The organism is Halomonas sp. HMF6819, assembly GCF_044335525.1.
Lineage (GTDB): Bacteria > Pseudomonadota > Gammaproteobacteria > Pseudomonadales > Halomonadaceae > Vreelandella.
This window is the reverse complement of the sequence record NZ_JBIQVY010000002.1, coordinates 258604-284119: the sequence shown is the minus strand read 5'-3', so window position 1 is coordinate 284119 and position 25516 is coordinate 258604. Positions and strand designations below refer to the sequence as shown.

Here is a 25516-nt window from a genome sequence, read left to right as displayed (position 1 = left end):
TTCTCTAAAACCCCAACACCCGGCGGCGCAGCGGACGCAGGGCAAAAAAGCTCAGCACCGCTAGCGCCACCCATTCGATACCCGAAGGCAGCAGCGCCTGTACCTGCCCCGCTTGGCTGACCGGGTCGATACCGACGTGCGTCAGCGCCGCATCGACCAGCGCGCCCAGTGCCACCGTCACCACGAAAATGCTGACCATATAGATCGCCAGCGCCGTAGTGCCGAGTTCGCGGCGAAAGACGGCCAATGTGGCCAAACTCGTGATCGGGCCGGCTAGCAGAAAGACCAGCGCCATGCCCGGGGTGATGCCGGCGAGCAAGAGCCCCGCGGCGATCGGCGTGGCCGCGGCGGCGCACACGTAAAGCGGAATACCCACGAGTGCCATCACTGCCAGCGCCAGCGGCCCTCCGGAGAGCCCGGCCAACGCGTCCGGCGATACCCAGGCCATCAGTACACCGGCCAGCAGCAACCCGGCAAAGATCCAGACGCTGAAATCGTCCAGCAGCTCGCTAAAGGCGTAGCGAAGCCCGCCCAGTAAGCGGCCCATAAGCGTCTCTGGCGCGTCGCTGGCCGCGCTATTCTCATGGTCGTGGTCGTGGTCGTGGTCGTGGTCGTGAGTATCGTGCGAGCCACAGCAGCCGCCGCTCGGCCCCGCGTTAACGGCCACCGCGCGTTCTTTGGTAAAGCTGATCAATACGCCGGTGATGATCGCGGTCACTAACGCCCCCACCACGCGTAAAAGCGCCATCAAGGGGCCGAGCAGCGCGCTGGTCAAAAAGATGGAGTCGGCCCCCACGCCCGGCGTGCTGATCAAAAACGAGGTGGTCGGGCCGCGCCCCGCCCCGCCCCGGTGCAGCGCCATGGCGGTGGGAATGGCGCCGCAGGAACATAGCGGTAGCGGCATCCCGATGACGGCAGCGCGCAAAATGCTGCCCAAACCGGTGCCACCCAGCCAGCGCGTGAGCATCTGCTCGGAAAGAAAGGCCTTGATCAGCCCGGCGACGAATAACCCCAGCAGCAGCCAGGGAGCGGCGCTAAGGGCAACGCTCAATAAGGTATTAATGGTGTTCATCGTGAGCTCCTGCTTGTAGAGCGAGGGTACAAGCGTTAGCCTGGACCCTGTAACCGTTACAGGGTCAAGCCATGAGCAACGTCTACCGCATCGGCGAGGTGGCCCAGCGCACGGGCTGCTCACCGGAAAGCATCCGCCATTACGAAAAGCTCGGTTTATTGAAGCCGCCCGCTCGCGGCGAGCAGGGCTATCGATACTACAGCGACGAGGCACTGTCGCGTATCGGCTTCATTCGCCACGGCCGAGAACTGGGGCTCGATTTGAGTACCATTCAGGAGCTGCTAACGCTGTCAGATCAGCCGGAGCACAGCTGTGCCATCGCCGACGATATCGCCAGCCGCCACTTGACGCATCTGGAAGAGCGTATTCGCGCGCTTCAGGCGCTGGCCGACGAGCTGCGCCAAGTGGTGGATCAGTGCCGGGGCGGCACGACCGCCGAGTGCCGGATCATTCAAACGCTTTATGAGCACTAATCAAACCCTAGAATAATATAGAACAAAAACAATTCTCATATAGATTTACACAGGAAAACGGTTTTTATATGCTTTTACGTGCTTTCTTATATAGCGTCCATTTATAAGGCGCATAACGCACGTTCAAGGGATCCTATGAAAACCGCACCTTTCGTCGCCAATGCGACGGTCACGGTTCTGGCGTCAAGCTGCCTGCTGTGCGCCGGTCAGGCGTTCGCACAGGCTGAAAACGAGTCTCAAACGCTCGACACCGTGACGGTCACCGCCACCAACCTTTACGAGAACATCGGCTACACGCGGCGCAGCACCACCGCCGGCACGGGCCTGACCCTCACACAAAGAGAGCTCCCCCAGGCGATCAGCATCGTTACCGAGCAGCGCATTCGCGATCAGAACCTGGACTCCATCGAAGACGTGCTGGCCAACACCACCGGTATTTCGACCAACAAGATCGACAGCGAGCGGGTCAGCTTCAATTCGCGCGGTTTTCGGATCAACAGCTACCAGTACGACGGCATTCCCACGCTCAACCGAGACGGCCGCTGGTACTTCGGCGAAGGCCGGCTCAACACCGCAATCTACGACCGGGTTGAAGTCATTCGCGGCGCCAACGGCTTAACGACCGGCTCGGGCAACCCCGGCGCCTCGGTCAACTTCGTGCGCAAGCGCGCCGACAGCCGTGAGTTCGAAGGCGCTGTCTCCGGGACGCTGGGCAGTTGGGACAAGCGCGGCAGCACCGTGGATCTTTCCACCCCGCTTACCGCCTCCGGCGATGTACGCGCGCGCTTTATCGGCGGCTATGAAGAAGGCGGGGCGCATCTGGATCGCGAAGACAAGCGCCGCACCTTCGGCTATGGGGTGATCGACGCGGACGTCACCGACGCCACGACCGTGTCGCTCGGCTTCGACTACCAGGACAGCCACACCTCTTCGCCCACCTGGGGCGGGCTTCCGCTGTGGTTCGATGACGGCACCCCGACCGACTACTCGCGCTCGTTCAGCGTCGCACCCGACTGGTCCTACTACGACTTCGAATCCGAGAAGGTCTTCGCCGAGATCAGCCACCAATTCGGCAACGGCTGGCAGGCGCGGGTGGTCGGCACCCACGAAGAGACGGACATGGACGGTAAGCTCGCCTACCCCTACGTGGAAGGAACGCTGCCCAACCGTGCGGACGGCAGCGGCGTGTTCTTCTACACCGGCTGGAATCGCGGCCACCGCGAGGTCGACTCCGTCGATGCCCAGGCCAGCGGCCCCTTCCAGCTGTTCGGTCGCGAGCACGAGCTGGTCGTCGGCGGCAGCTACAGCGACCAGACCAACGACTACGAGAACACCTTCATCGACGGCTTCGCGGTTGAGGACTTCAATAACTGGAACGGCGCCGCGCCCAATGAAGGCTGGGCGCCGTTTGCGCCGTCCGAGGCCTCGAGCACGCGCCAAAAAGCCGTCTACTCGGCGGCGCGCTTTTCGTTGGCCGAGCCACTTTCGCTGATTGCCGGCGCCCGTTACACCGAGTGGGAGGGCATGACCCAGTTCCGCAGCCTGGACAGTCAGAGCAAGTACGAAGTCACGCCCTACGGCGGGCTGGTGTTCGATTTCGACGACACCTACTCGGCGTTTGCCAGTTATACCTAAATCTTCGAGCCGCAGAACTATCTCGACATCGGCGGAAGCTATATCGACCCGGTCGAGGGCAAGAACTATGAAACCGGCCTCAAGGCCGCCTGGTTCGATGGCCTTTTGAACGGCTCGGTTTCCGTGTTCCGTATCGAGCAGGACAACGTCGCCGCGGCGCTACCGGGGCTGCCCGGCCAGACCGAAACGTTTTACGAAGGCGTCGATGGCATTGTGAGCGAAGGCTTCGAGGTGGAACTCAGCGGTGCGGTGACCGACGATCTCGACATGACCGTGGGCTACTCGCACTTCACGGCGACCTCCAGCGAGGACGACTTCAACCTCAACCAGCCGCGCTCACTGTTCAAGCTGTTTGCAAGCTACAACGTGCCTGCGCTTCGTGAACTGACCCTGGGCGGTGGCGTCAACTGGCAAAGCAGCCTTGTGGCCAACAACCTGAGCACGCCAGCCGGCCTGCCCGAGCGTTTCGAGCAGGACAGCTACACGCTGACCAACCTGTTCGGCCGCTATGAGTTCACCCCGGAACTCAGCCTGCAGGTCAACGTGGATAACCTGTTCGACGAGAAGTACTACAGCCACGTCAACGGCTACGGCGTTTACGGCGAGCCGCGCAGCATCTCCTCCACGCTGCGCTACGCGTTCTAAGCCATTCACGTCCCTTGCGGCCGCCCGGGCAGTGCTCGGGCGGCCGTGTCGTTGAAGGCCCGCTTGAAAGGCCACCCTCAAGGAGAGCCCCATGAACGCCCGCACAAGACCGATACGCACCTCGTTACGCTTGACCGCCCTGGCCGCCGCGCTGCTCTGTGTCGCCCCGGTTTTCCCCGATGACTACCCTCGGGAAATCCAGAGCGCGCTGGGCACCGCCGTGCTCGAACAAAAGCCCGAGCGTATCGCCACCGTTGCCTGGGCGAACCACGAAGTGCCGCTGGCACTCGGCGTGGTGCCGGTGGGCTTTGCCGCGGCCAACTTCGGCGACCCAAACGGCAATGGCCTGTTGCCCTGGGTCGAGGCGCGCCTAAACGCGCTCGAGGCGCCTGCCCCGGCGCTTTTCGATGAGGGAGATGGCATCGACTTCGAAGCCGTGGCCGCCAGCCGCCCGGACGTGATTCTGGCCGGCTATTCCGGGCTCAGCCAGAGTGATTACGACACGCTCCGCCAGATCGCCCCGGTAGTGGCCTACCGCGAGGGCCCTTGGGCGACGAGCTGGCGCGACATGATTCGCCTGAACAGTGCCGGTATGGGCATGGACGAAGAAGGCGAGGCGCTGATCGATGAGCTCGAGACGCAGATTCGCGAGACCGCCGCGCGCTACCCGGCGCTCGTGGGCAAGACGGCGATGTTCGTCACCCACCTCGACCCCAATAACCTGGGACGGATCGCCTTTTACTCCGATAACGATGCCCGCGTGCAGTTCTTTCATGACCTGGGGCTTGCCTCACCCCAGGTGGTACTCGATCACTCCGCCGAGGGCCAGTTTTCCGGTAGCCTCAGTGCCGAGCTGATCGACGAACTCAACGACGTGGATATTCTGGTGACCTACGGCGGTGAATCGCTGCTGAACGAGCTTAAGGCCAACCCGCTGACCTCGCGCCTGCCCGCCGTAGACAACGGTGCGGTCGTGATGCTGGATGACAGCCCCCTGGGGACCGCCGCCAACCCGACCCCGATGTCGATTGCCTGGGTACTGGACGACTATGCAACGCTGCTCGCAGACGCCGCTGGCAAGGCCGAATAACTTGGCCACGGCGCGCGTATTGAGCGCGAGCCGGCAATACCGAACCAGACGGCTGACCGCCTGCGCGCTGCTCGTTACCCTGGTGATGGGAGCCGCCGCGCTGTCCGTGGCGTTGGGGGCGCGCGATGTCGGCTGGGCGGAGATTCACGCCGCACTCACCGGCCAAGTGCAAACCGTGGGCGACGCCGCCGTGGCCAGCCGCCTGCCGCGCACGCTGTTAGCGCTGCTCGCCGGTGCCGCGTTAGGCGTGGCCGGCGGCGTCATGCAGGGGCTGACGCGCAACCCGCTGGCCGACCCCGGCCTTTTGGGCGTGAACGCGGGTGCCGCACTTGCCGTTGTGGTCGGCATTGCGTGGTTCAATATCCAGACGAGCCTGAGCTTCATCGCCTGCGCCCTGGCTGGCGCAGGCCTTGCCGCCGTGGCGGTCTATACCATTGCAAGTCTTAGCCGGGGCGGGGCCACGCCGCTTCGCTTGGCACTGGCCGGGGCGGCGATCACCGCCGCGCTTACGTCACTGACCACCGCGGTCATCCTGCCCCGCGGCGATATCGCGGGGCTGGTGCAGTCGTGGCTGGTGGGGGGCGTTGGCGGTGCCACGTATCGTCAAATCCTACCGATTGTGCCCTTTCTGGCGGTCGGCTTTCTCGCCGCCCTGGCGGCGGCACGCAAACTCAACCTGCTGGCGCTGGGCGACGACACCGCCGCCGGGCTCGGTGAAAAGGTGATGCTGGCCCGGCTGTTGTCCGCGCTGGCGGCCGTGCTTTTATGCGGCGCGACGACCGCCGTATGCGGGCCCATCAGCTTCGTGGGGCTGGTGGTGCCCCACGCCTGCCGCCTGCTGGTGGGCAGTGTTTACCGTTGGCTGTTACCGTTTTCCGCCCTCGCCGGGGCGGCCCTGCTCACGCTTTCGGATGTCGCCGGGCGGCTGGTAGCGAACCCGGCGGAGCTCGATGTGGGCATCGTCACCGCGTTCATCGGCGCGCCGGTGTTCATCTGGATCGTGCGAAACCGCAAGGTGGGCGCGCCATGAGACACGCCGGCCCCCACCAGATCGACCATTTACGAAAGATCCGCCGCGCCCAGGCCCGGCGGCGCACGCTCATCATGGCGTTTTTGGCCGCCAGTCTGGCAGCCGGCGCGTTGTTAACGCTTGCACTGGGCCAATCCTTCACGCCGCTTGCAACCGTGGCGCGCGTGCTGGCCGGCGCCGACATACCCGGTGCGGGCTTCACCGTGCGTGAACTGCGCCTGCCCCGAGCGGTGGCGTGTCTACTGACCGGCGCCTGCTTCGGTCTGGGCGGTGTGGCCTTTCAGACGCTGCTGCGAAACCCTTTGGCCAGCCCCGATATCATCGGGATCAGCAGCGGCGCCAGCGCCGGTGCGGTGTTCGCTATCGTCGTGCTGTCATTGAGCGGCCCGGCCGTAGCGCTGGCGGCGGTAGCCGCAGGCCTTGGCGTGGCACTTTTGATCTACCTGCTTTCCTGGCGCGACGGCGTGACCGGCGCGCGGCTTATTCTCATCGGTATAGGGCTTGCCGCGATGCTGCAAAGCGTGACGGCGTACCTTCTGATGCAGGCGCCGAGCTGGTCGCTGCAGGAAGCGCTTCGCTGGATCACCGGTAGCGTCAACGGCGTACGTCTGGAACAGGCGCTACCGCTGGCCGGCGCGCTCGTAGTGCTGGGCGGACTGCTGCTGGGCCGCCGACACGACCTGGAAACGCTGCGCATGGGCGACGAGCTGGCTGCCGGGCTCGGCGTGCGCCTGAACGTTACTCGCATCATCACCGTGCTCTCGGCGGTGGGTCTGGTGGCCTTTGCCACGGCGGTCTCCGGGCCCATCGCGTTCGTTGCGTTTCTTTCCGGGCCAATCGCCGCACGCATCGTGGGCCAAAACGGTTCGCTACTCCTGCCTTCGGCACTGGTGGGGGCGCTTTTAGTGCTGGCCAGCGACTACGCCGGGCAGTTTTGGCTGCCCGCCCGCTACCCGGTGGGCATCGTCACCGGCGTGCTCGGCGCGCCTTATCTGATCTACTTGATCGTTCGCGATAATCAACGCAAGGGCGCCTTATGAACGCATCGTCTCTGCAGGCTGAAGGGCTCACTGCCGGCTACGGCGAGCGCCGCGTGCTTGAAAACGTGAGTGTCGATGTGACGCCTGGCCATATCACCGCCATCGTTGGGGCCAACGCCTGCGGCAAGTCAACGCTTTTGCGCGTGCTCTCAAGGCTGATCACCCCGGTGCAGGGCCGCGTACTGCTGGACGGCCAAGCGGTTCATACGCTGGCAAGCCGCCAATTGGCACGCACTCTTGGCTTTCTGCCGCAGTCGCCCATCGCCCCGGAAGGTATCAGCGTACTGGAGCTGGTCAGCCGCGGCCGCCACCCGCACCAGGGGCTTTTCAAGCGCTGGAGTGCCACCGATGAAGCCGCCGTGGCCAACGCGCTGGCCGCCACTCAGCTTGGCGAGCTGGCCGAGCGCGCGGTGGACGAGCTCTCCGGCGGCCAGCGCCAGCGAGTGTGGATCGCCATGGCGCTGGCCCAGCAGACCAACGTTCTGCTGCTCGACGAGCCCACTACGTTTTTGGACATCAACCACCAGATCGAGGTACTGGACCTGCTCACCGAGCTCAACCAGGGCCGCGGCACCACCGTCGTGATGGTACTCCACGAACTGAACCTTGCTGCCCGCTACGCCGACACGCTGATCGCCATGGCGGGCGGGCGCGTCTACGCGGCGGGGCCGCCCGAAAGCGTGCTGACCGAGGCGATGGTGCGTGAGGTGTTCGATCTGGAAAGCCGGGTGATCAGTGACCCGGTCACCGGCAAGCCGATGATGATACCGCTGGGGCGCCACGGCGGCGTGAAGGCTCAATCGCGGGCCGAGTCACCGCCCGAGGTTTTAACGCCTGAGTACGAAAACGCCCCGCGGTGAAGGCGGGGCGTTGCCGTGGCGGTTAGGAAGCGGCGCTACTCGCTCATCTTCATCTCTTTGACCACCGCGTCGAGGTGGCTCTGGTTGATCTCGGCCGGTGAGTTGGCGCCGATCAGCGTCATGGTCACGCGCATGTCCGCGGCGATCAGCTCCAGAAGGTGCGATACCCCCGCCTCGCCTCTGGCGGCGAGCGCATAGGCGTAGGCGCGACCGAGCAGCACGCCCTTGGCACCGAGTGCGAGCATGCGCACCACGTCGAGCCCGGAGCGCACGCCGGAGTCGGCAAGCACGGTGAGCTCGTCGCCGACTTCCTCGACGATGTGGGGCAGCGCCTGAGCGGTGGAGATCGCGCCGTCGAGCTGGCGGCCGCCGTGATTCGACACCACGATGCCGTCAGCGCCCATGCGCTGCGCCTCGCGGGCGTCATCCTTGTCCAAAAGCCCCTTGATGATCAGCTTGCCCTTCCAGCTTTCGCGAATCCAGGCGAGTTCGTCCCAACTGATCGAGGGGTCGAAGTTCTTGGCCAGAAAGCCCATGTAGTCGTCCATGCCCATCGTGCGCTGGGTGTAGGCCTCGATGTTGCCAAACGACAGTGGCTTGCCCTTGAGCCCTACGTCATAGGCCCACTGTGGGTGGGTGATCGCCTGGGCGTACTGGCGAAGTTTGGCGTTGGGCCCGGACATGCCGGAGCGGCGATCACGGTAGCGCGAGCCGGGCAGCGGCATATCCACGGTGAACACCAGTGTCTTCATGCCCGCCGCCCAGGAACGCTCCAGGGCGTTTTTCATGAAGCCGCGATCCTTCAATACATAAAGCTGCGACCACTGCTCGCCGTGGGCATCGCGGGCCACCTCCTCGATCGAGCAGACCGACACGGTCGAGAGCGTATAAGGAATGCCCGCCTTCTCGGCGGCGCGCGCGGCCTGGACTTCGCCGCGCCGGGCGTACAGACCGGTCGCGCCCACCGGGGCAAGGGCCACCGGCATCTTCCACTGGCTTCCCAGAATCTCGGTATCGAGTGTGGGCGTGCCGCCGCCTTTCAATACCCGCTGACGCAGCGGAATGCCCTGCAACGCCTCGACGTTGCCACGCAGCGTGCTCTCGGTCACCGAGCCGCCGTCCAGGTAATCGAACAGAAAGCGGGGAATGCGCTGCTTGGCGGCTTGCCGGTAATCCGACGGGCTTGAAATGATCATGAAATCGCCTTACCTCTCGAGACGGAAAACTGTGAAGCGTCCGTACATCCAACGCCTTACGCTACCAGCTAGCGTACCAAGTAAACCCGTTTGGAAAGCGCCCCTCTGCCCTCAACTTTAGTCTATGAAAACTTACTCGGGCAGCGTTCGACTCGCGCCGCTTACCCGATGAGGTTGATCGACGCTCGAGGGCTGCGCGGCCATCAGCGCAGCGACCCACTCGATGAACACGCGCAGCTTGGCGCTGACGTGGCGATGAGGTCGAAAGGCGATGAACATCGGCATTGGCGCCAACTGCCAGTCATCGAATAATGGCACGAGCTCACCGCGAAGGACGTGCTCACGCGCCATGTAATCGGGAAGCCATACCACGCCTAGCCCCGCTAACCCCGCCGCCAGAGCCGCGTTACCATCGTCGACGATTAGCCTATAGCGCCCCGGGACACTAACGCTCTGTGCGCCGCGGTAAAGCGTGGGGGCAAAGGCCGCCCGGCCACGCCACTTGAAGCCGACAACATAGTGAGGCGCGGCAGAAAGCGCTGTGGGATGCGAAGGCACGCCGGTTTTTTCCAAGTATCCTGGGGCTGCGTAAATGCCCAAATTCAGCTCCCCTACGCGGCGGGCCACCAGCGAAAGGTCGGTCAGCTCTGACCCGCGGATGACGCAATCCACGCTTTCATCGATCAGATCCACCCGACGGTCACTGACCCCCATGTCGAGCTGAATATCGGGGTACTGCGCCCAAAAGTCTGGTAGCGCGGGAATTAAAATCATGCGTGCAAACGGGCTTGGCACGTCGATTCTAAGCCGCCCGCGTGGCGCCACTGCCGCATTGGATAGGCTGGTTTCGGCATCATCCATAGCCGCCAAGAGCTTAACGACGCGCGTGTAATAGGCCGCGCCGTCCGCCGTGGTATTCACCTTGCGCGTGGTGCGGTTTAAAAGCTTGACCCGCAGCCGCGCCTCCAACTGCTGTACCAGTTGGGTGACACTGGTCTTACTGATACCCAGCGTTTGCGCCGCCCGCGTGAAGCTTCCGGTCTCGACGACGCGGACAAACGCTTGCATGGCAGTGAAACGATCCATGGCGACCCGATCCTTGTGATTGTTTGGAAAGAGCAAACAGTGCTGGGCAGGATACCGCGTTTATTGAGCCCCGGGGGCCAGCTTAAAGTAGCGTCATCAAGCGAACTGCTTGCCGTAAACCATCAATGGAGAGACCGCTATGGCACAACGCGATGTCGTATTCCCCCGCAAACGTCAGGCCCTTTACGAGCAGGACGGCTATAGTGCGGCCGTGCGCGCCAATGGCTTCCTGTTTGTATCAGGCCAAGTCGGTAGTCGTGAAGACGGCACCCCGGAGCCTGATTTGGCCCGCCAGATCCAGCTCGCCTTCGACAACCTGCAAGGTGTGCTGGAAGCCGCGGGCGCAAGCTTTGACGATATCGTCGATGTGACCAGCTTCCATACCGACCCTGAAGCACAGTTCGAAAGCGTGTTGACCGCCAAGGCCCGAGTGTTTCCCGACCCGCCCTACCCGAACTGGACGATGATCGGCGTCAACTGGTTGGCCGGGTTCGATTTTGAAATCAAGGTGATTGCCAAGCTGCCCGAATAAGCGCAGCGCCTGCTCAGAAGTCTCGACGGTTAGCGCCTTGCTGCTAAAGTTAGCAAAGCGCCTAACGCGCAGAGGAGCACAGGATGAGCACATCTACGTTTGACACGCTTTACCTTGAAGGCGACGCCCAGCGCGGCTTTCCCAACTCACGGCTGCCGGTGCTGATCTATCGCGCGGTGATTACGCAAACGGAACCGGAACGGTACGCCCAAGCGTTAGAAACGATGTTCGAGCAAAACGGCTGGCCGCCTGCCTGGCGCTATCATCTCTACGATTTTCAGCACTTTCATGCCGATGCTCACGAAGCGTTGGGCGTATTTCGCGGCCGTGCCCGGGCGCAGCTGGGCGGCCCTGACGGGCCCACCATTACGCTGGCCCCGGGCGATGTGCTGGTGCTGCCGGCAGGCACCGGCCACGCCTGCCTGCAGGACGAAGACGATTTCTGCATGGTCGGCGCCTACCCGCCCGGCCAAAAACCCGATTTGGAGCGCGGCAACCCGGAGGAGTTCGACGCCTTGAAAGCCCGGGCCGCTGCCGTTGACCTGCCTGCCCAAGGCCCGGTCGATGGCAACGTCATGGCGCTTTGGCAAGAGTGTTAGCGGCTCAACATCGTTAGTGGCCAAGAGCGTTAAAGCGTGATCGTGCCTTTCAGGTACGGCGCGACCCGCCCCTGAATCACAACGTGCTCGTCTTCAAGACGCACACGCAGCGTTCCTTGACGCGCGCCGCCCTGACGCGCCGACAGTGAGTGCTTACCCAGACGCTCGGCCCAGTATGGCGCAAGTGAGGTATGCGCCGAACCGGTGACCGGGTCCTCTTCAACGCCGACCTTCGGGCCGAACCAGCGCGAGACGAAATCTTCCTCCACGCCCGGCGCGGTCACCGCGATGCCCCTGCCCGGCAGCGCCTTGAGTTTCGCCATGTCCGGCGTGATCGAGGCGACGACCCGAGCGTTTTCCACCACAGCAATGATATCGTCGGCGATCAGCAGCTCGTCGACCCGGGAAAGCCCCAGCGCGGCGGCGACCTCGTCTTCCAGAGCAAGCGAAACGGGCGGTTTGGCGGGAAACGTCATGGCCAGCTCCTCACCGTTTCGCGCCACCAAAAGCTCGCCGCTTCGCGTTTGAAACGCAAGCGTATCAACGCTCACGCCCAGCGCGTTGAAGATCACCCAAGCGGCGGCCAAAGTGGCATGACCGCACAGATCCACCTCGACCGTCGGCGTAAACCAGCGCAGGCGGTACCCCGCCCCCTCGGGTACAAAAAACGCGGTTTCCGAGAGATTGTTTTCCGTGGCGATGGCCTGTAGCAGGGCATCGTCCGGCCACGCGTCGAGCGGGCAAACGGCGGCGGGATTGCCTGCGAACGGCCGGTCGGCAAAGGCATCGACCTGGTAAAGATCCAAATGCATACAAGGGGCTCTAAAGCGAAGAAAAGAGGCGCTACTTTACCATGGCGGCGACGGGCACCAACACGCGGCGGTGGACGCCCTGATGATCTCGGGCCAGAATTCAGGGTTCTTATTGGCACCAAGCCGTATGCCTAAAGGCCTCGCCATCCGGCTCATGACAGGAGTAATCGCATGCCCGCCTACGTTGTACTGATCAGAGAACGCACCCACGACGAGCAGGAGTTCCAGACCTACGCCGACAAGGCCAAGGCCGCCCGCGAAGGCCACGACCCCGAGCCGCTGGCGTTTTACGGCGATTTCGAAGTGCTTGAAGGCAGTGCCATGGAGGGCGGCGTAATTCTGCGCTTCCCCGACATGGACGCCGCCCGCGCCTGGTACCACAGCCCCGCTTATCAGGCGGCTCGAAAGCACCGCTTTCTAGGCGCCGACTACCGCGTGCTGCTGCTCGACGGTCTGCCGGAGAGTTAACCAACGCTACCCTAGGCGAGCCGGCCCGCTGGCTATAGCGGGCCGGGGCGCCTACGCTCAAGTGAGCCTTTATTTGCCCACGTTTGACCGCGCAAGGAGTCAGCGATGAACATTCTGATGGTCGTGACCTCTCACGATAAACTCGGCGCCACCGGCAACAAAACCGGTTTCTGGCTCGAAGAGCTGGCCGCACCCTACTACACCTTTCTGGATGCCGGCGCCGAGCTGACCCTGGCCTCCCCCGCCGGCGGGCAGCCGCCGCTGGACCCATCGAGCGACGCGCCGGATGCCCAGACCGATGCCACCAACCGCTTCAAGCAGGATCTTGACGCGCAGCATGCGCTGGCCCACACCCAAAAGCTCAACGATATCGACGTCAGCGGTTTCGATGCGATCTTCTACCCCGGCGGCCACGGCCCGCTATGGGATTTGGCCGAAAGCGCTACCTCGGCCCGCCTGATCGAAGACGCCCTGGCCGCCGACAAGCCGGTCGCGGCGGTGTGCCACGCCCCCGGCGTGCTGCGCCACGTGCGCGGAAGCGACGGCAAACCGCTGGTCGCCGGGCGCAAGGTGACCGGCTTTAGCAATAGCGAAGAAGAAGCCGTGGGACTCACGAAGGTGGTGCCGTTTCTGGTCGAGGACATGCTCAAGGAAAAAGGTGGTGAGTACAGCAAGGGCGACGACTGGAGCGCCTACGTGGTGGAAGACGGCCTTTTGATCACCGGCCAGAACCCCGGCTCTTCCGAGGCGACCGCCGAGGCGCTGTTGAAAAAGCTCAAGGGCTAAACCCTACGCTGAACCCCTTGCACTGAGAACGATGCGCCCGGCGCCCCGATAACGCATTGATCCGCGCACTTCTGCCCCCTTCAACCTCCACGGCTGAAGGGGGTTTTATGTTTCTACGGCAATACCGGCACTGTGCGTGCAACCTTCGCTCACTTGACCACTCCAACCTCGGTACGCCTGACAAAAGCCCCATATTGAACTCGACATTGCCAAAACCCTCAAAAGGTACAAGAATTGTACAACGTACAGTTTTCGAGGATCTCTTCGATGGCGGATTTCAAGCAACGCGAGTGGGTGAAATGGAAATGGGGTGACAACTGGGCTGAGGGGCAGATCACTAAAAAGTACTGCGAGAAAGTGACGCGCAAACTTCAGGGCAGCGAGGTGACCCGCAAGGGCAGCGAGAAAAACCCCGCTTATCTGATCAAGCAAGAGGACGGCAGCCGCGTTCTCAAACTGCATACCGAAATCAAGAAAGCGTAGCCAAGGAGGCCATCATGACGTTCGACGAGTTCGTAAAACTTGCCGGTCAGTCGAGTATCAAGGAACTGCATATCGAATCTCACGAAGGCGACGTGTTCGTCTTTCGCGCCATGACCGACGATGACGAAGAGCATGTATTAGTCGACCACCACGGCAAGCCCATACGCCCGCAGTCGCTTACCGACGCGCGAAAACGTCTAACTGAAGCTGGCGGGCTGGAAAACGTGCCGCTCTATCTCGTCCAGCAGGTGCCCTACGATGAAATGATCGGCCTCGACGCCGACCAGGAATCCCACAAGACACCGCTGACGCTGCACTCTGGGGCGTAGAAAGCGCTTCTCACTAAAAAATGGCGAGCGTCAAAAGCGCTCGTCGTTTTCTTTAGCGCGCTGCCTTAAACCGCCGCTCGGTTTGAGGGTATCTGTGGAAGATGGCAAGTAAACGGCTCGATTGCGTCCGCTGGTCTTGGCTTGGTAAAGCGCCTGGTCGGCGCCCTTTAACAACACACCACCACCAACGCTTGCGCGCAGCTTTACGGCGTTGTCAGTGCTCGATACGCCGGCGCTCAGTGTCACCCAGGCACTCGTACTCGAGTCTTCGTTAGGTACTTTAAGCGCTTCGACCGCCTTGCACAGCCGGCTGGCAATGTGGAGCGCCCCTGGAGCGGCGGTATTGGGCAGCACGATGACAAACTCTTCGCCGCCATAGCGCGCGATCAGATCCGAGGGCCTTGAAAGCACCTCCTTTAAAGCGGCGGTGACGCGCTTGAGGCACTCATCGCCCGCGTCGTGACCGTAGCGGTCGTTGAAGCGCTTGAAGTGATCGATATCGCACATGATGATCGAGAGCGCCCCGGAATCTCGTGAAAGCCGCGACCACTCGCGCTCCAACGCCTCGTCCAGCACTCGCCGGTTTGCAAGCCCTGTCAGCGGGTCAGTATTGCTTAGCGTTTTGAAATGGCGACTCAACATCATCAACTCGCGCTCGGCTTGATCGATCTGCTGGCGAAACAGACAAAGAAAAATACCCAATAGCGTCAGCACCCCAACACCACTGCCAACGTACATAACGTTCACCCAAGGTTCAGGGACCGGCGATAGCGCTCTGGACGGCGTAAACAGAAAGTACGACGCCATATAAAGTGTTCCGAGAAGCGCCATGCGTGCGATATATAGCCGTCGTCCGCGCTGGTTCATGAACACCAGTACCGCGGCAATGGTGAAGTAAAAAAGATTGACGCCTGCATCGGCCCCAATAAACGCGGTGACGACGAACATCTGGATATTGACGTTGATCAACAGCGTTCGCTGCGCCAGCTCGTAGCGCCGGCTTGCATTGAGGGCGAGTACTGATAGATACCCCAGAGTGAAAACGATATTGGCGATAAAAACGCCGTAGAAATAGGCAAAATCGTAGAAATAATAGAACAGTTGATAAGGGGCGGTCGCTACCGCGCCAAAGAGCCCTATCTGGTTCGCCAGTTCAATTTGGCGACGCCGCTGCACGGTATTACCGGCCACACCTGCCGCCCAAACCCATTCGACTTTCTTTAGCATTGCTGGCGCCTTGGAAAAGAAAAACTAAAAAATTTCAGCGCAAAATAAAAGATCAAGGGACTCTGCAAGCGAGCGAGTGGCAGCCCATATAGACCGTTTGATCGCGTCCGTTTTTTTTGGCTAGGTAAAGCGCCTGATCGGCGCACCTGAGCAGACGCTCGCCGCTTTGATCGAAATGTGTACTGCTAAAGCAAGTCGAACTCGACACGCCTATGCTAACGGTCACGATACCCTCTTTCGCGCGAGGATTAGGGATGGTCAAGCGTCGCACCGCTTCGTTGATCTTTTCACCCACGTATCGCGCGCCCTGTTCGTCGGTGGCTGGCAGCACGACCGCGAACTCCTCACCGCCATAGCGTACGGCCAAATCCGAAGGACGCTCGAGCGCCTCCTTGATCGCCCCAGCAATCTGACGCAGGCACTCGTCGCCCCCATCGTGACCAAAATAGTCGTTATAGACCTTGAAATGATCGACATCGCACATGATGACCGAGAGCGTACCGGGGTGACGCGCGAGCCGCAGCCACTCGGCGCGCAGGGCCTCATCGAGGGCGCGCCGATTGGCGAGCCCGGTCAGCGGATCAGTGCTCGAGCGTACCTGAAGTAGTTGGCTGGTCTTCAAAAGCTCTTTTTCAGTGTTCTCGATCTGGCGTCGAAACATATTGAGCAGGACTACCATCAGCAGCAGCGCCCCAGATGCGCTGCACACGTACATGGCATCCACCCACGGATAGGGGACCGGCGCAATCGCGACCTCGGCCGTCAACAATAGCTGCGTGCCGAGATAGAGCGCACCGCATGCGAGCTGGCAGGCGATCAACCCTATCCAGCGAAGCGTGGGAAACAGAAACACCAGCACGGAGGCCTGAGTAAAAAAGAAAAGGTTGACGCCTACACCGGCCCCTGACATGAGTGATGAAACGAGCATGTGAGTGCTCACGCACAGCATGAGCAAGTTGCGTGCCGCCCCGTACTCGCCGCGACGATTGAGCAGCAACACCGCCGCGTAAGTGGCCATGAACATCCAATTGATGACGAACATCTCGCTAAAGTAAGCGAGGTCGTAAAAAATGAAGAAAAACTGGTAAGGAAAAGGCGTAAAAAAAGCAAAGATACCCAGCTGATCACACACCAGAATCTGACGCTGGCGCTTGGCGGACAAATGTTTTGTATTGACGGCGCTTAGCTTTATCCATTTATCGAGCATTACTTGCACTCCTAAAGCGCCGCTACTCTGCCGAGTACGCCAAAAAAACGACCTGGTCGCGACCAAGACTCTTGGCCTGATAAAGCGCCTGATCAGCGCACTTGAGCAGGCTCTCACCCTCTTCCCCATTCAAGCCTTTGCAGTTCAGCGCATGAATACTCGATACGCCGACGCTGACGGTGACAAAGCCGGTAGCTGCACCAGGGTTGGGTATTTCGAGTCGTCGAACTGCTTGGCAAAGCTTATGTGCCACGTAGCGCGCGCCTCGCTCGTCAGTTTCCGGTAGCACCAACGCGAACTCCTCTCCCCCGTAGCGCACGATAAGATCCGCCGGCCGGGCAAGCTCGGCTTGGAGCACCAGCGCTACGCGCTGCAGACACCGGTCGCCACCACCATGACCAAAGCGATCGTTGTAGTGTTTGAAATGATCCACGTCGCACATGATGACCGAAAGCGCCCCAGGCTGGCGCATGAGCTGTAGCCACTCACGCCTTAAGGTTTCATCTAGCACCCGCCGGTTCGCAAGCCCGGTCAGTGGGTCGGTATTGCTTAACGTTTCCAGCGCGTGGTTGTTGATCAAAAGCTCGCTTTCGGTGATCTCGAACTGATGGCGGTAGTGGAACAGCAGAGTGCCCAGCACCAACAAAACGCCTATAACGCTAAAACCGTGCAGCAGATTGACCCAAGGTAGAAGCACCGGCGTATAAGCCGTACCGGAAGGAAATAAAACGTTCACCAGCACGAAAAGTGTCACGCTTAGCAGTGTCAAACTCATCGAGAGGCACCACTGGCCACGGGGGAACAGAAACGACAGCGTCCCGGCCAACGTGATATAGAAAAGAGGCAGCCCGGCATCGACACTCAAGTAGAATCCGCAAATGAAAAGGTGCGCCATTACCCCGAGGGTAAAAGCGAGTCTCGCCGCCAGGTACCAACGCCGATGATTGATCCATAAAATCGAGACGTAACCGCCCATAAACAGCATGTTGATGGTGAAAAAGGTGCTATAGAGAGCGAAATCAGAAAGTACGAAGAAGGTCTGATAAATGGCGCAGACGACGAACGCAAACAAACCCAGCTGATTACACAGCTCGATTTGTCGACGCAGTTGAATGGGGTTCCCCTCCGCGCCAAGCGACCAGATTTTGTGGAGCTTACTCAGCATCTAAAGGTTTCCCGTTTTCGACTCTCATACCGTCCATCCACTATAGGCACCCATTCACTGCAAGATAATCGACCATAAAGCGACGATTCGCCGCGCTTTTCAAAACCCGGAATTCATCAACCATGGCGAACAAGCAAGCAGCGCGCCCCGCTTCAAAGAAGAGACGCCCACCGAGTCCGCGCTACCTGTTCCAGAATGCCCTTTACGCTCATCCACACTACAAGGCCCAACACTATTTACGCTTAACAGTTCCTACGGATTTTTTTGGAGCTTATGAGCCTGAATTAATTTTGGTTATAGCTACCTATCGGCGAGGGGCTATCCGGCTTTAAAACCATATCGTTTTTAAACCGCGCACAGCCTATAGGCGCGTAGCTAATAAACGAACATTCAACCACTCAAAAGTCACGACGCTCTTCTTCGCGCGTTAAATCGCACGCACCCCTCACTGTTTGGAGTATCACTGCGGTTGGGCTGATATCGTTTTTCCTGGCGCCCTAGCGCCATGACTGCACTTTTGTGGCTTGACGGCAGTGGGCCTGCCGGCGCTGTCTGAGGCGTGAACGGTTGGATGAAGTTCATTGGAACAACGGCGCAGTATCTTTTCACCTTAGTCCCCAAACGAGAACTATTCCTTCGCCGGGGCGTCGTAAAGGTGACTGCTACACGGACGTTGGAGGTCTACCTTGCTGATCAAGAAGAAAAAAGTGCGCTCTCACACCGAGGACCGCTACCTGGCGCTGGTACTGGCGACGGCAGCGGGCATTCTCAACGCGATGGCCTTGGGCGCCTTCGGTTTTCTCCCTTCCCATATGAGCGGTAACGTCTCGCAGATCTCCGATGAAGTGGCCAGCGCCGATACGCACGGCTTTCTGTTTTTGGCCACGCTGCTGGTCGCCTTCGTCATGGGCGGCATGCTGGCGCGCATCGTCGTGGTGCTGGGTCAACGAATCAGGACCATTTTTTGCCTGATTTTGCTGGTAGAAGGCGCGGCGCTGGCCGCAGTCTCGCTGTTCGAGATTCTGATGTACTCGCCGCGTTTCAACTCGGAAGTGCTGCTGGCGCTGGGCTTTTTGATGGGCGTCCATAATGCCACCTCGACCCAGCTCTCCAACGGCCGCGTGCGCGCCACCCATGTCACCGGCACGTTGACCGATGCGGGCATCGCGCTGGGCTCTTTTATCTCATCGCGCTTCTCTCAGGACGCGGCGCTCGACCGGCGCTTTTCCCGCAAGCAGCTGTACACGCACCTGACCACGATCTTCTCGTTTCTCTCCGGCTGTATCGCCGGACTCTTGCTGTTCGATCTGTTCGATTTCAAGGCGATGCTGGCGCTGGGGCTATTTCTGGTCGTGGTAGCGGCCAGCGCCATCGTGATGACCGTGCGCACGGCCAGCCGGCTCATGGTGGTCAAACGCGCCCAGGTGGAAGGCTCATAATACCCACAGGGTTCAGGCCTTGCGTGCAATGCCCGCCGTAAAGGCGGGCATTGGGTTATGCGGTGAGCGACTCATTACGCTTATTCGGCGTGCGCCTTGTGACCCGTCGCCATATGCATAATCGCCACCACCACCGACCCCACGCCAAACCCGATGATCGCCGAGCACAGCGTATTGAAACTCCAGCCCAGCGCCCCGCCCAGGGTGCCGGCGGATTCGCGGATGTCGAGTTCGATGTGGTGCACCCAGTCATAAGGCGCGTTGAGCCAACCCACGCCCTCGGCCCCCAAGTTGACCAGCAGAATATGGCCGCCCACCCAAAGCATGGCTACGGTACCCACCAGCGCGATAGCCGCCAGCACTTTCGGCATGGCCGCGACCATGCCCCGCCCCAGCTTCTTCATCGCCGCACTTTCCTTCTGGGCAAGCCTTAAGCCGATATCATCCATGCGGATAAGCCCCGCGACCACGCCGTACACCAGCACGGTGATCACCAGCGCGACCACGATCAAACTCACCAGCTGCGACCAGAACCCCTGGTGGGCCACCGTCGATAGCGCAATCACCATGATTTCGGCGGACAGGATCAGGTCGGTGCGAATGGCGCCGCTGACAATGCGTTTCTCGGCCTCCGGCCCCTTCATGACTGCGGGCGTCTTGTCTTCCTCCACCCCACTCAGCCGGTGCCATACCTTTTCCGCGCCCTCAAAAGCCAGGTAGGTGCCGCCCAGCATCAAAATGATCGGCAGCAGCATGGGCAGGAAGTGATTTAACAGCAGCGCCACCGGCAGAATGATCAGCAGTTTGTTGCGAATCGAGCCCAGCGCGATCTTTTTCACGATCGGCAGTTCGCGCTCGGCCTTGATCCCTTGCAGGTATTGCGGCGTCACCGCCGTATCGTCGACCACCACCCCCGCCGCCTTCGCAGTGGCGCGCCCGGCGGCGGTACTCACGTCGTCGAGCGACGACACCGACAGCTTCGCCAATGCGGCGATATCATCCAGTAAGCCTAACAAGCCACCCATCATGGGGCGTTCTCCGTCTGTAAGGGCACATGCCATGCGTCAAGCATAACGCGAGTGGGCGCGGCTGACGCGATAGACTTAAGCGTCTTCAAACAAGCGCCGCCCTGGCCGCTGGATAAACTCATCGTTGGTTACGACGAGCGACGCCGTTCCCATGCCGCCGCTGCCGCCGTTCTGATACCCTGACTCGCTCATCAACACCGCCATGGAGGCCTCGTGGGCAAGCAATCCCGTCCGCTCAGCGATCTCGAACGCTACCACGCCCGCACGGTGCATACCGGTTTGAAGCTGCAGGACGGGTTGATCCTTATGGGTGGCAGCGTGTTTCTACTGCTTAGTCTGGGACTCCCCGTTGCCTTCTTCCTCGATGGCAAGAGGCTGGTGCTTTCAGAAATCATGATGATTGGGTTGGCCACTCTGCTCCTTGCAGCGCTTAGCACCCTAGCGATCCTTTACGCCCGGCACCACGTCACACTCGCCAGCACCGCCACTGCGCTGCAGGGAACGCTAGTGCGCAAACGCCGCCGGCAGATGAACCCCGTAACCGGCGTGGGCCATACGCGTTACGTCGACTTCATCGACGATATCGAGCTTCGCTGGCCCGCCGGCGCCGATGCCATCGTCGATCCTCTGGAAGGCCAGTACATCGAGTTGAAGGTTGCGGTAATCGAGATCACCCATGGCAGCACATGGGCGCGACTGCGCAAGTGGGTCGGGTCCGCCAGAGCACGCCCCAAGCAGGTGGGCGTGGTGCTCGAGTATGAAAAGGCCATTCATATCCATGGCGCGCTCGCCCAATACGGGCGCCGCTATTTGCTGCGCTATCGCGCCCGCTTGACGGCGGTCGTCGCCTTTATCGTGGCGCTGTCCCTGTTCATTCTAATACAGCCCGCCACGACTCATTTTCTGGTACGTACCAACTTTCTCCTGAGCCTGCTGGCTATTGTGGGCTATGTGGCGGGAGCTTTTATGATCACTCTGCTTGTAGGCAAAGTGATTAAAGCGCTGCGCCGACGCTTCGACCCGAGTTTCGATGAAACCCCGCACGAGGAAAGGTTGAAGGGGTAAGCGATGGCAGCTGGCCATCATGCCCCCAACATCTCTTTAAACTTACAAGGAGCCCCGCTTGAGCAACCACATCCGCCCGCTGACCGCTCTGGAAAAGCACCACGCCCGCACGGTCTATCTGCGCGTGGTGTTCTTCAAATGGCTGCTAGTGCTATTTGGCAGCTTCTTTCTCGTGCTCAGCGTGATACTGCCGGTCGCCTTCGTGTTCGACGATATCCGCGCGCCCCTGGCCCTGATCATATTCATGGGCTTGCTGGATCTGCTCGTGGTGGCACTCGCCCTTTTCATCATGGCCCATGGCTTGGGGCGGGCAGCCACGCTCAGGCATACCACCGCGCAACTGCGCGGCCGGCTGATCGAAAAGACGCGTACGGCGAGTGCAGGCAACGGCGGCGGGCGCTATACGGTGTACACCTATTTCATCGATGACCAGCAAATTGTCTGGCCCGCCGGGGCCGAGCGCCTCTACAAGCCGCTGGTGGGTCAAACGATCACGCTGACGGTGGCCATGATCGACATGCGAAGCCGGGCCGGGCTGAAGGCGCTGCTTGAGGGGATCGGTATCGAAGCGCTCAAGAAGAAACCTGCCGCCGTGGGCGTGGTGCTCGAGTGCCCGCCCGTGATCGACGTTCACGGCGCGCTTACCAAGTACGGGCGTTACTATCTGCTGCGCTACCAGCTCAAGGTGGCAGCGGTCATCGGTCTGTTCGTCGCGCTTTTCCTGCTGCCCTCTCTGCATCCGGTCACGACCGACTGGCTGGTGGGGCAAAGCCACGTCACGATGCTCGCAATCATTCTGGGGTGGGGCATTGGCAGCGTCGCGTTGACATATTTTATCGCTCGCGGCTATCAGGGGCTGCGCAAGTGGCTGAATCCGGCGTATGACGATACGCCGCACGAGGAAAAGCTGAAGGGGTAAGCGCCGCCTTCCAGCAAAGCGCCCCGTTTTAGCCTGACTGTCTCGTCATCACCCCGCTTTAGATCATCAGGAGTTCTTTTGAATCACAACGCCCGCCCCCTGACGGCTTTGGAAACAACCCATGTGCGCACGGTTTACCTTCGCCTGGTCGCGCTTAAATGGGTGGCGCTGCTGTTCGGTGGGCTTTGTTGGCTGCTCGGCCTGGCGCTGCCCGCAGCGCTGGTGGTCGACCCACTGGGCTTACCGGAATTGGCCGGCCTTTTCATGCTGCTGCTGAGCCTTTTTTTCCTTGCCGCTGGCGCACTTTTCATCGCACTCGGGCTCAGGCAGGCGCTGAGGCAGAGAGGCACGACCACTCGGCTTCACGGCACGCTGACCAAGGTCCAGATCAACGTTCGAGGCTCTGTCTATTATCGCTACTTCATCGACGACACTCAGATCATGTGGCCACCTGGCGCGCGGGATCTTTACGTGCGCTCGGTCGGCCGCCCAGTCTCGCTGACGGTGGCCATGATCGACCTTGCCCCGCGCCAAAAGGTACACGCGTTTCTTGCACGCTGGACCCCCAAAACGCTCAAGCGACAGCCATCGGGCTACGCCGTCGTGCTGAACTATTCGCCCTACATCAATATTCACGGGGCGCTTGCGAAATACGGGCGCTACTTCCTGCTCTTTTATCAGCTCAAATGGGCCCTGGGGATGGGCCTTTGGGTAGCGCTCACGCTCCTGGTCATCATGCAGCCTTTTGTGCTCACGTTGGTGGCTCGCAGCTCCATTATCGCGTTTCTCCTGGCGCTCGTTGGCTATTTTATCGTCACCGGCCTGATCTGTTGTGCGGTGATCAAGGGCTACCACACGCTGCGCAAATGGCTGAGCCCGGATTACGACGATACGCCGCACGAGGAGAGACTGAAGGGTTAGCCGGTGCCGATGCGGCGCACGTGGTCCAGAAATGCGCGGAAAGCGGGCGGGTGCTGTCGGCGGCTGGGGTAGTAGATGTAGAATCCCGGAAACGGCGGCGTCCAGTCGGCGAGCAGCTGGATCAGCTCACCGCTTTTCAGAAAGGGGTCGACCTGATGAGCAAACTGATAGGCGATGCCCGTCCCCTTGGCCGCCATGCCCGGCAACATCGAAGGCTCGTCAACGATCACTGGGCCGTTCACCGCTATCTCGAACCGCGTGTCGCCCTGCTCGAACTCCCAGCGATAGAGCGACGCGTCGCTCGGATTGCGAAAGCACAGGCATCGGTGCTGCTCGAGCTCACGGGGATGGGAAGGCGCACCGAACTGCTCGATATAGCCGGGCGAGGCCACCACCTTCATTTCCAGATCACCGCTGAGCGGCACCGCGATCATGTCCTGATGCAGCCTTTCGCCGAGCCGGACCCCGGCATCGAACCCGCCCGCGACCACATCCGCCAATCGCTCCTCGACCACGATATCCACCTGTACATCGGGATAATCGGCAAGAAAGCTCGCGAGCATCGGTGCCAGGTAGCATTTTGCCGCTATGCGCGTAGCGTTTAGACGCACTCGGCCGACAATGCGCCCTTGGGCCGCGGTGGCGGCGCTTTCCGCGTTTTCCAGCGCGCGAAAGGCAGGTTCGGCCTGTTCGAACATTCCTCGCCCGGCCTCGGTCAACGACACACTGCGCGTCGTTCGATTGAGCAGCCGGGTGTCCAAGCGTGCCTCGAGGTCCTTGAGAATCTGGCTCAGCGCCGAGGCGGGAAGACCAAGGTGCGACGCCGCTCGGGCGAAGCTGCCCTGTTCGACGATGGCGCAGAACGCCTTGAGCTGATAAAGGTGACGACCGCGCATCATGCATCCATTTCATCATTTTGCGTATCGATTGTGCGGTATAAACCTATCGCCGGAAAGCGGATAGAGTGCCTTTTTTCAAGAAGGAGGTACCCACATGAATCGTTTTGCTGGAAAGCGCATCCTCGTGACCGGCGCCACGAGCGGGATAGGACGGTCGGGAGCCCGGCGCATCGCCTCGGAAGGTGGCGAAGTGATCGCCACGGGGCGCGATGCAGCCAGACTGGCAACGCTTCGCCAGCAGTTGCCGAACAACGCCACGGTGCTGCACAACGACGCCGCCGCGCCCGATGACGCTCAGTCGCTTTCCGCCCTGGCGGCAGAAAAGGAAGGCCTGGATGGACTCTGGCTAAATGCCGGCGTTGCCCGCCTTTGTCACGTCGAAGAGATCACGCCGGCAGCGTTCGACCAGATCATCGGCGCCAACCTGAAAGGCCCGGTACTTCAGATGGCCGCGCTAGCCAATCACCTGCGCGAGGGCGCCTCGGTCGTAATCACCAGCTCCACCTCCGTTTACGAAGGCGCCCCCGCCACGAGCCTTTACGCCGCGGCCAAGGCGGCCCTGGTCGCCCTCGTGCGCGGCTGGGCCGCCGAGCTGGGGGCAAGGAACATTCGAGTCAATACGCTGATTCCCGGCCCCATCGACACCCGCTTTCGTGATTTCATGCCGGCTGCATCGCGCAAGGCCTTCGAGACGAACGTGGCATCCCAGCTCGCTCTGACCCGCATCGGCACCGCCAATGAGGCGGCTGCAGTGGCCACCTTCCTGCTTTCCGACGACGCCTCCTTCGTGACGGGGAGCCAATACGTGGTCGATGGCGGGCTGCTCAAGCGGTAACCATGCGGCCGGTTTCACGGGCGGGTTATGGTCATGTCTCGGTAGCAACGCACCTCGCAAGCGCTCTCCTCGTTTTCAAGAACCTGAAATATGGCGAATTGGGCAACTGCTCGAAAGTGTTAACGAACCGCTGTTGATGATGGTAAAACTCGATCATAGAACCATGACTCTTTCATATATAAAAAGAGATTAGAAAATGGTGTTATTCAATCACGGGGTATCCGATGACTCTTTCGAAGTTCAGCGATGAAGCAACTAACCGGTGGCTGCTTGTGCGGCAAGGTGCGTTTCACCGCCAGTGGTAAACCACTGGCAGTGGGCATTTGCCACTGCATGGATTGCCGCAAGCACCACGGCGCGCTTTTCTACGCCGCGGCGGACTATCCAAGGCAAGCCGTCACTATCGAAGGCGAACCAAAAAGCTACCAGGGCCGCTATTTCTGCCCAACCTGCGGCTCCTCGGTATTTTCGGTTAGCGAAGGGGAAATCGAGATTCACCTGGGCGCCCTTGACGCGCCGAACCAGTTGCACCCAAGCTATGAGGTTTGGACCCTGCGCCGTGAAGCGTGGTTGCCGCCCTTTCCTGAGGTAGAGCGATTCGATCGGGATCGAAAGGTTTGAACGCCTAACCAAGCAGCGGCCGAGATCTCTAACCTGGCGCAAGTCAATAAGGGT

The 25516-nt window shown here is 60.9% G+C and carries 27 protein-coding genes and 1 pseudogene; 18 read left to right on the top strand and 10 right to left on the bottom strand.

The genetic code is table 11. The annotated features are described in order from the left end of the window. Nucleotides 1-4 precede the first annotated feature (4 nt). Nucleotides 5-1072 (bottom strand): SO_0444 family Cu/Zn efflux transporter, encoded by a 1068-nt coding sequence (locus ACGLWX_RS07290; protein ID WP_396238588.1) that lies wholly within the window; start codon nt 1070-1072, stop codon nt 5-7. Nucleotides 1073-1143: 71 nt separating this feature from the next. Here ACGLWX_RS07290 and ACGLWX_RS07285 point away from each other — a divergent pair, with 71 nt between their 5' ends. The 6 genes and pseudogenes from ACGLWX_RS07285 to ACGLWX_RS07260 all read left to right on the top strand — a co-directional run bounded on the left by ACGLWX_RS07285 (nt 1144) and on the right by ACGLWX_RS07260 (nt 7845). Further along, nucleotides 1144-1545: a helix-turn-helix domain-containing protein gene (locus tag ACGLWX_RS07285; protein ID WP_396238586.1), complete on the top strand. Its 402-nt coding sequence runs from the start codon at nt 1144-1146 to the stop codon at nt 1543-1545. Between the two features lie 135 nt (nt 1546-1680). Continuing rightward, nucleotides 1681-3825, top strand: a pseudogene (gene fhuE / locus ACGLWX_RS07280) (ferric-rhodotorulic acid/ferric-coprogen receptor FhuE). Nucleotides 3826-3916: 91 nt separating this feature from the next. Continuing rightward, nucleotides 3917-4915 carry an iron-siderophore ABC transporter substrate-binding protein gene (locus ACGLWX_RS07275; protein ID WP_396238584.1) on the top strand — a complete coding sequence of 333 codons (999 nt, stop codon included), beginning with the start codon at nt 3917-3919 and terminating at the stop codon, nt 4913-4915. A 1-nt stretch (nt 4916) separates the two neighbouring features. Continuing rightward, nucleotides 4917-5945 (top strand): FecCD family ABC transporter permease, encoded by a 1029-nt coding sequence (locus ACGLWX_RS07270; RefSeq protein WP_396238582.1) that lies wholly within the window; start codon nt 4917-4919, stop codon nt 5943-5945. Next, nucleotides 5942-6985, top strand: a complete 1044-nt coding sequence (locus ACGLWX_RS07265; RefSeq protein WP_396238580.1) for a FecCD family ABC transporter permease — start codon at nt 5942-5944, stop codon at nt 6983-6985. Before ACGLWX_RS07270 ends, ACGLWX_RS07265 begins: the two co-directional genes overlap by 4 nt. Next, entirely contained in the window at nt 6982-7845 is an 864-nt protein-coding gene (locus ACGLWX_RS07260) for an ABC transporter ATP-binding protein (RefSeq protein WP_396238578.1), read from the top strand. Before ACGLWX_RS07265 ends, ACGLWX_RS07260 begins: the two co-directional genes overlap by 4 nt. A 35-nt stretch (nt 7846-7880) precedes the next feature. On the opposite strand, the gene lldD is transcribed toward ACGLWX_RS07260, so the two are convergent. Together lldD and ACGLWX_RS07250 are read right to left on the bottom strand one after the other, a co-directional pair. Next, entirely contained in the window at nt 7881-9041 is a 1161-nt protein-coding gene (lldD, locus tag ACGLWX_RS07255) for an FMN-dependent L-lactate dehydrogenase LldD (protein WP_252106405.1), read from the bottom strand. A gap of 132 nt (nt 9042-9173) precedes the next feature. After that, the gene (locus tag ACGLWX_RS07250) at nt 9174-10127 is read right to left on the bottom strand and encodes a LysR family transcriptional regulator (RefSeq protein WP_396238576.1); all 954 of its coding nucleotides are present in this window, start codon (nt 10125-10127) and stop codon (nt 9174-9176) included. A gap of 139 nt (nt 10128-10266) precedes the next feature. Between ACGLWX_RS07250 and ACGLWX_RS07245 the strand changes: the two genes are divergently transcribed. Further along, entirely contained in the window at nt 10267-10659 is a 393-nt protein-coding gene (locus tag ACGLWX_RS07245) for a RidA family protein (protein ID WP_396238574.1), read from the top strand. A gap of 83 nt (nt 10660-10742) precedes the next feature. Beyond that, entirely contained in the window at nt 10743-11258 is a 516-nt protein-coding gene (locus ACGLWX_RS07240) for a cupin (protein WP_396238572.1), read from the top strand. Between the two features lie 29 nt (nt 11259-11287). Here ACGLWX_RS07240 and ACGLWX_RS07235 read toward each other — a convergent pair whose 3' ends face one another. Then, nucleotides 11288-12070, bottom strand: coding sequence for a PhzF family phenazine biosynthesis protein (locus tag ACGLWX_RS07235; protein WP_396238570.1), 783 nt, complete (start codon nt 12068-12070; stop codon nt 11288-11290). 171 nt (nt 12071-12241) lie between these two features. Between ACGLWX_RS07235 and ACGLWX_RS07230 the strand changes: the two genes are divergently transcribed. From ACGLWX_RS07230 to ACGLWX_RS07215, 4 genes are all read left to right on the top strand, one after another. Then, nucleotides 12242-12538: a DUF1330 domain-containing protein gene (locus ACGLWX_RS07230; RefSeq protein WP_396238568.1), complete on the top strand. Its 297-nt coding sequence runs from the start codon at nt 12242-12244 to the stop codon at nt 12536-12538. Nucleotides 12539-12643: 105 nt separating this feature from the next. Continuing rightward, nucleotides 12644-13324, top strand: coding sequence for a type 1 glutamine amidotransferase domain-containing protein (locus tag ACGLWX_RS07225; protein WP_396238566.1), 681 nt, complete (start codon nt 12644-12646; stop codon nt 13322-13324). Between the two features lie 267 nt (nt 13325-13591). Next, on the top strand, nt 13592-13807 hold the full coding sequence (locus ACGLWX_RS07220; RefSeq protein ID WP_396238564.1) for a DUF2945 domain-containing protein: 216 nt from the start codon (nt 13592-13594) through the stop codon (nt 13805-13807). 14 nt (nt 13808-13821) lie between these two features. Beyond that, a complete protein-coding gene (locus tag ACGLWX_RS07215; RefSeq protein WP_396238562.1) occupies nt 13822-14136 on the top strand; it encodes a DUF6482 family protein in 315 nt (104 codons plus the stop codon). Nucleotides 14137-14166: 30 nt separating this feature from the next. Here ACGLWX_RS07215 and ACGLWX_RS07210 read toward each other — a convergent pair whose 3' ends face one another. The 3 genes from ACGLWX_RS07210 to ACGLWX_RS07200 are packed head-to-tail and all read right to left on the bottom strand — an operon-like array spanning nt 14167 to nt 17735. Continuing rightward, on the bottom strand, nt 14167-15363 hold the full coding sequence (locus ACGLWX_RS07210; RefSeq protein ID WP_396238560.1) for a diguanylate cyclase: 1197 nt from the start codon (nt 15361-15363) through the stop codon (nt 14167-14169). A gap of 52 nt (nt 15364-15415) precedes the next feature. After that, nucleotides 15416-16570 (bottom strand): GGDEF domain-containing protein, encoded by a 1155-nt coding sequence (locus ACGLWX_RS07205; RefSeq protein ID WP_396238558.1) that lies wholly within the window; start codon nt 16568-16570, stop codon nt 15416-15418. A 22-nt stretch (nt 16571-16592) separates the two neighbouring features. Further along, nucleotides 16593-17735: a GGDEF domain-containing protein gene (locus tag ACGLWX_RS07200; RefSeq protein WP_396238556.1), complete on the bottom strand. Its 1143-nt coding sequence runs from the start codon at nt 17733-17735 to the stop codon at nt 16593-16595. 707 nt (nt 17736-18442) lie between these two features. Between ACGLWX_RS07200 and ACGLWX_RS07195 the strand changes: the two genes are divergently transcribed. After that, nucleotides 18443-19174 (top strand): YoaK family protein, encoded by a 732-nt coding sequence (locus tag ACGLWX_RS07195; protein WP_396238554.1) that lies wholly within the window; start codon nt 18443-18445, stop codon nt 19172-19174. Nucleotides 19175-19254: 80 nt separating this feature from the next. On the opposite strand, the gene ACGLWX_RS07190 is transcribed toward ACGLWX_RS07195, so the two are convergent. Together ACGLWX_RS07190 and ACGLWX_RS07185 are read right to left on the bottom strand one after the other, a co-directional pair. After that, complete coding sequence (locus ACGLWX_RS07190; protein WP_396238552.1) at nt 19255-20202, bottom strand: DUF808 domain-containing protein; 948 nt, start codon at nt 20200-20202, stop codon at nt 19255-19257. 75 nt (nt 20203-20277) lie between these two features. Continuing rightward, nucleotides 20278-20406 (bottom strand): hypothetical protein, encoded by a 129-nt coding sequence (locus ACGLWX_RS07185; RefSeq protein ID WP_264297466.1) that lies wholly within the window; start codon nt 20404-20406, stop codon nt 20278-20280. Between the two features lie 9 nt (nt 20407-20415). On the opposite strand from ACGLWX_RS07185, the gene ACGLWX_RS07180 reads away from it, so the two are divergent. From ACGLWX_RS07180 to ACGLWX_RS07170, 3 genes are all read left to right on the top strand, one after another. Next, complete coding sequence (locus tag ACGLWX_RS07180; protein WP_396238550.1) at nt 20416-21267, top strand: hypothetical protein; 852 nt, start codon at nt 20416-20418, stop codon at nt 21265-21267. A 58-nt stretch (nt 21268-21325) separates the two neighbouring features. Further along, nucleotides 21326-22186, top strand: coding sequence for a hypothetical protein (locus ACGLWX_RS07175; RefSeq protein WP_396238548.1), 861 nt, complete (start codon nt 21326-21328; stop codon nt 22184-22186). Nucleotides 22187-22264: 78 nt separating this feature from the next. Then, entirely contained in the window at nt 22265-23107 is an 843-nt protein-coding gene (locus tag ACGLWX_RS07170; protein WP_396238546.1) for a hypothetical protein, read from the top strand. On the opposite strand, the gene ACGLWX_RS07165 is transcribed toward ACGLWX_RS07170, so the two are convergent. After that, on the bottom strand, nt 23104-24003 hold the full coding sequence (locus tag ACGLWX_RS07165; protein WP_396238544.1) for a LysR family transcriptional regulator: 900 nt from the start codon (nt 24001-24003) through the stop codon (nt 23104-23106). The genes ACGLWX_RS07170 and ACGLWX_RS07165 overlap by 4 nt on opposite strands. 97 nt (nt 24004-24100) lie before the next feature. Between ACGLWX_RS07165 and ACGLWX_RS07160 the strand changes: the two genes are divergently transcribed. Further along, on the top strand, nt 24101-24841 hold the full coding sequence (locus tag ACGLWX_RS07160) for an SDR family oxidoreductase (RefSeq protein WP_396238542.1): 741 nt from the start codon (nt 24101-24103) through the stop codon (nt 24839-24841). 246 nt (nt 24842-25087) lie between these two features. Beyond that, nucleotides 25088-25462, top strand: a complete 375-nt coding sequence (locus ACGLWX_RS07155; RefSeq protein WP_396238540.1) for a GFA family protein — start codon at nt 25088-25090, stop codon at nt 25460-25462. Nucleotides 25463-25516 lie beyond the last annotated feature (54 nt).

What these genes read in the sequence shown, in the direction of transcription:
- ACGLWX_RS07290 (WP_396238588.1), bottom strand. Translation starts at nt 1,072, where the DNA reads ATGAACACCATTAATACCTTATTGAGCGTTGCCCTTAGCGCCGCTCCC.
- ACGLWX_RS07285 (WP_396238586.1), top strand. Translation starts at nt 1,144, where the DNA reads ATGAGCAACGTCTACCGCATCGGCGAGGTGGCCCAGCGCACGGGCTGC.
- ACGLWX_RS07275 (WP_396238584.1), top strand. Translation starts at nt 3,917, where the DNA reads ATGAACGCCCGCACAAGACCGATACGCACCTCGTTACGCTTGACCGCC.
- ACGLWX_RS07265 (WP_396238580.1), top strand. Translation starts at nt 5,942, where the DNA reads ATGAGACACGCCGGCCCCCACCAGATCGACCATTTACGAAAGATCCGC.
- ACGLWX_RS07260 (WP_396238578.1), top strand. Translation starts at nt 6,982, where the DNA reads ATGAACGCATCGTCTCTGCAGGCTGAAGGGCTCACTGCCGGCTACGGC.
- lldD (WP_252106405.1), bottom strand. Translation starts at nt 9,041, where the DNA reads ATGATCATTTCAAGCCCGTCGGATTACCGGCAAGCCGCCAAGCAGCGC.
- ACGLWX_RS07250 (WP_396238576.1), bottom strand. Translation starts at nt 10,127, where the DNA reads ATGGATCGTTTCACTGCCATGCAAGCGTTTGTCCGCGTCGTCGAGACC.
- ACGLWX_RS07245 (WP_396238574.1), top strand. Translation starts at nt 10,267, where the DNA reads ATGGCACAACGCGATGTCGTATTCCCCCGCAAACGTCAGGCCCTTTAC.
- ACGLWX_RS07240 (WP_396238572.1), top strand. Translation starts at nt 10,743, where the DNA reads ATGAGCACATCTACGTTTGACACGCTTTACCTTGAAGGCGACGCCCAG.
- ACGLWX_RS07235 (WP_396238570.1), bottom strand. Translation starts at nt 12,070, where the DNA reads ATGCATTTGGATCTTTACCAGGTCGATGCCTTTGCCGACCGGCCGTTC.
- ACGLWX_RS07230 (WP_396238568.1), top strand. Translation starts at nt 12,242, where the DNA reads ATGCCCGCCTACGTTGTACTGATCAGAGAACGCACCCACGACGAGCAG.
- ACGLWX_RS07225 (WP_396238566.1), top strand. Translation starts at nt 12,644, where the DNA reads ATGAACATTCTGATGGTCGTGACCTCTCACGATAAACTCGGCGCCACC.
- ACGLWX_RS07220 (WP_396238564.1), top strand. Translation starts at nt 13,592, where the DNA reads ATGGCGGATTTCAAGCAACGCGAGTGGGTGAAATGGAAATGGGGTGAC.
- ACGLWX_RS07215 (WP_396238562.1), top strand. Translation starts at nt 13,822, where the DNA reads ATGACGTTCGACGAGTTCGTAAAACTTGCCGGTCAGTCGAGTATCAAG.
- ACGLWX_RS07210 (WP_396238560.1), bottom strand. Translation starts at nt 15,363, where the DNA reads ATGCTAAAGAAAGTCGAATGGGTTTGGGCGGCAGGTGTGGCCGGTAAT.
- ACGLWX_RS07205 (WP_396238558.1), bottom strand. Translation starts at nt 16,570, where the DNA reads ATGCTCGATAAATGGATAAAGCTAAGCGCCGTCAATACAAAACATTTG.
- ACGLWX_RS07200 (WP_396238556.1), bottom strand. Translation starts at nt 17,735, where the DNA reads ATGCTGAGTAAGCTCCACAAAATCTGGTCGCTTGGCGCGGAGGGGAAC.
- ACGLWX_RS07190 (WP_396238552.1), bottom strand. Translation starts at nt 20,202, where the DNA reads ATGATGGGTGGCTTGTTAGGCTTACTGGATGATATCGCCGCATTGGCG.
- ACGLWX_RS07185 (WP_264297466.1), bottom strand. Translation starts at nt 20,406, where the DNA reads ATGGCGGTGTTGATGAGCGAGTCAGGGTATCAGAACGGCGGCAGCGGC.
- ACGLWX_RS07165 (WP_396238544.1), bottom strand. Translation starts at nt 24,003, where the DNA reads ATGCGCGGTCGTCACCTTTATCAGCTCAAGGCGTTCTGCGCCATCGTC.
- ACGLWX_RS07160 (WP_396238542.1), top strand. Translation starts at nt 24,101, where the DNA reads ATGAATCGTTTTGCTGGAAAGCGCATCCTCGTGACCGGCGCCACGAGC.
- ACGLWX_RS07155 (WP_396238540.1), top strand. Translation starts at nt 25,088, where the DNA reads ATGAAGCAACTAACCGGTGGCTGCTTGTGCGGCAAGGTGCGTTTCACC.